Source organism: Propionicimonas sp., assembly GCF_047606205.1.
GTDB lineage: Bacteria > Actinomycetota > Actinomycetes > Propionibacteriales > Propionibacteriaceae > Propionicimonas.
Genome location: NZ_JASGES010000164.1, coordinates 1 through 3,274, shown reverse-complemented (window position 1 = coordinate 3,274; position 3,274 = coordinate 1). Strand labels below are relative to the sequence as shown.

Sequence of the window (3,274 nt, the reverse complement as noted above, 5' to 3'; positions counted from 1 at the left end):
GGACGGTTCCTCTTCCGGTCCGCTGTGCGACACGGACCACGTGGGGACGGTTCCTCTTCCGGTCCGCTGTGAGGGCCGGCCGGACGATCTGGACCGAGAGAGGAACCGTCCCCGATTCTTGGTCGCTCTTCACGCTGGGTCCGCTGCGATGGCCGGCCGGACGAGGTGGACCGGGAGAGGAACCGTCCCCTACTTCTTGGCGCTCTTCAGGGAGCCCTTGATGCCGCCCTTCGGGGAGCCGGCGCTGCACACGATGCGATGGTCGGCGACCTTGGTCCAGATGTCCTCGCCGGCGAGGAAGTAGGCGATCTCGTACGTCGAGGCGCCGGCCTCGAGCCCGACGAAGCTCTTGAAGCCGGCCAGGCACACCGAGGTGTAGAGCTTCTGCTCCTCCTCCGCGGTCGGGGCCTTCTTCGAGGTGACCTGCTTCGCCGCGTACACCTCGTAGTAGTGCCTGCGGGAGCAGTCGATGACCCGGACCGCCTGCGCGGCGACGTCCTGCGGGCCGGTGCACTGCCCCTTCGTCGGAAAGACCAGCGTGTCGCCCCTGGCGGAGGCGGTGAGCTCGTTGTCCGGCGAGCCGACCAGACAGGTGATCACCCGGTTCTCCGGCGCGGCCCAGGCGTTCTCGTCCCCGGTGAGGTAGGCGGAGGTGAAGCGGCTGTAGGCGGGCTCGACGCCGACGTACTCCACGAAGCTGGCCGCGCACGCGGTGTCGGCCCGGCTGGTGAGAGCGTCCGCGCCGGGATAGGTGTCGCCCGCGACCGCCACGACCGCGTGCACCTCCCAGTGGTGGTCGCCCGTGCACGGCACGGTGGGCACGTCGGAGATGGCCGCGCCGCTGAGGTCGAGGTCTCCGGTGCAGTCGCCGACGGCCAGGTGCGAGAGGGCGGACGCCGACGGCGTGGCGGAGGTTGCGGGCGAACCACCGGTGCTCGGGGCCGTCCCCGACCCGGTACAGCCGGCCAGCAGCAGGGTGGCCAGCAGGGCAAGGGCCAGGCGCGCACCGCTCCTGCGTGGCTGCATCGGACTCCCCCCGTGCCGGTCGCCGGCCGCTCCGGCGCTCCCGCCATGGTAACGGGCACCGTCGAGCCTGCCCGTCCACCCCCTACGCTTGGCAGCGATGAAGCGTGAGCTGCTCTTCCCGCCCGGCGCGACCCGGCACGACTGGGTGCTGGACGCCGCGCTCGCGGCCGGCCTCGGCCTGCTGACGGTCTCGCCCTACGGGGTGGTGACCTTCAACGGGAACCTCACCTCCGGCCAACTCCTGCACGCGGTGGTGCCGCTGGCGAGCGCCCTGCTCATGATCGGGTCGCTGGTGCTGCGGCGCCACTCGCCGTTCCTGGCCCTGGCCGGTGTGACGTTCGCAGGGCTCGTCCAGCTCGTCGTCAGCGGCCAGCCGATGGCCACGCTGGTCGCCGTGCCGGTGATCGCCTACACCGTCGCGCGGTGGATCCCCGGACAGCCGGCCAGGATCGTGCTGGTGGTCGGGGCGATCGGTTCGCTGCTCGGCCCGATCCGCTGGATCATCGACGACCCCTCCAACCCGAGCCTGCGCCAGATCATCTGGCTGGCGCTGGCGTGGTTCGTCTGCATGGGCCTGGTGATCACCCCGTACGCGATCGGACGCCGCGTCCGCGAGTCGAGCGAGGCGCACCAGGACCGGGTGGCCGTGGCGGAGGAGCGGTACCGGACCATGCTGCTCGAGCGTGACCAGGAGACCCGGCTGGCCGAGTCGAGGGCGCGGACGCAGATCGCCCGCGAACTGCACGACATCGTCGCCCACTCGCTGTCGGTGATGATCGTGCAGGCCGAGGGCGGCAAGGCGCTGGCCGCGAAGAAGCCGGAGGCGGCCACGCAGGCGCTGACCACGATCGCGGAGACCGGACGCGAGGCGCTCAGCGAGATGCGCCGCATCCTCGGGGTGCTGCGGGAGGGTCCCGAGCCCGGCCGGCAGGCCGATTTCGCCCCGGCGCCCCGGCTGACCGACATTCCGGACCTCGTCGCCCGCACCAGCGACCGCGTCCAGCTGGCCATCCACGGCCAGCCGCCGAAGGTGCCGCCGGCCCTGGAGTTGACCGTGTACCGAGTCGTGCAGGAGGCGCTGACCAACTTCCTCAAGCACGCCGGGCCACAGGCGACGGCAATGGTCACGATCACCTACGGGATGCGGGAGATCGCGATCGACGTGCTGGACAATGGGGTCGCGAGCCCGTCCGTGGTGCCGCAGAATCCGGGCCACGGGCTGAGGGGGATGCACGAGCGCGTGGCCTCCATGGGGGGACGGCTGCTGACCAGGGCCCGCCCGAGCGGTGGGTTCCAGGTGACGGCGGTGCTGCCGATCCGGCCGGCGGCCGGTGGGCAGGGAGAGGAGATGCGGTGATCCCGATCAGGGTGTTCCTGGCCGACGACCAGGAGTTGGTGCGGAGCGGTTTCCGGATGCTGATCGAGGCCGAGGAGGACCTCCAGGTCGTCGGTGAGGCCGCGGACGGTGCGCAGACGGTGGCCGGGGTGCTGGCCATCCCCACCGATGTGGTCCTGATGGACATCCGGATGCCGGTGATGGACGGGGTGGAAGCCACCCGCCGGATCGTCGCGTCCGGGGTGCCGACCCGCGTCCTCGTGCTGACCACCTTCGATCTCGACGAGTACGTGTTCAGCGCTCTGAAGGCAGGGGCGAGCGGCTTCATGCTGAAGGATGCACGTCCCGACGACCTGCTCAACGCGATCCGGACGGTCGCCGCCGGTGAGGCGGTGATGGCCCCGTCCGCGACGCGCCGGCTGCTCGACCACGTCGTCCCCACGCTCCCGACCAGCCCGGAGGGCGTCGACCCGCGGCTGGCCGTCCTCACCGACAGGGAGCAGGAGGTCCTCGTGGAGATCGCCGCCGGGGCGACGAACGCCGAGATCGCCCGCACGCTCTACATGGCCGAGGGCACGGTGAAGACCCACATCACGAGGCTGCTCGCCAAGCTGCAGATCAGGGACAGGGTGGGCCTGGTTCTGTTCGCGTACGAGACGGGCCTCGTCCGCCGCGGCTGAGCGAGGGCGCGCGCCGGGCGAGCCCGGAGGCGCCGGGGGCCGTCGCCGTGAAGGCGGAGGGCGCGGGGCTGGTCGTGGGTACGAGGGCTCCATTAGGGTCGATCGCTCAGGAGGGACAGCCATGACCACACCCGCGAATCCCGAGGACCTCAACCAGGGCTCCGGCGGCAACGGTGCCGAGGGCACGCCGGCGCCGACCTCGCCGCAGGCTTCGCCGGCGGCCCCGCCGGCG

Annotated in this window: 3 protein-coding genes; 2 read left to right on the top strand and 1 reads right to left on the bottom strand. The window is 71.7% G+C overall.

Going from position 1 to position 3,274, the window contains the following annotated elements:
• Positions 1-189: 189 nt before the first annotated feature.
• Positions 190-1,026 (bottom strand): septum formation family protein, encoded by an 837-nt coding sequence (locus tag QM633_RS10340; RefSeq protein WP_415153675.1) that lies wholly within the window; start codon positions 1,024-1,026, stop codon positions 190-192.
• Between the two features lie 97 nt (positions 1,027-1,123).
• Here QM633_RS10340 and QM633_RS10335 point away from each other — a divergent pair, with 97 nt between their 5' ends.
• Together QM633_RS10335 and QM633_RS10330 are read left to right on the top strand one after the other, a co-directional pair.
• Positions 1,124-2,383 carry a sensor histidine kinase gene (locus tag QM633_RS10335; protein WP_415153674.1) on the top strand — a complete coding sequence of 420 codons (1,260 nt, stop codon included), beginning with the start codon at positions 1,124-1,126 and terminating at the stop codon, positions 2,381-2,383.
• A complete protein-coding gene (locus QM633_RS10330; protein WP_415153673.1) occupies positions 2,380-3,042 on the top strand; it encodes a response regulator in 663 nt (220 codons plus the stop codon). The genes QM633_RS10335 and QM633_RS10330 overlap by 4 nt, the downstream gene beginning before the upstream one ends.
• Positions 3,043-3,274: the final 232 nt, after the last annotated feature.

Coding starts and splice junctions, on each gene's coding strand:
- QM633_RS10340 (WP_415153675.1), bottom strand. CDS start 1,026: ATGCAGCCACGCAGGAGCGGTGCGCGCCTGGCCCTTGCCCTGCTGGCC.
- QM633_RS10335 (WP_415153674.1), top strand. CDS start 1,124: ATGAAGCGTGAGCTGCTCTTCCCGCCCGGCGCGACCCGGCACGACTGG.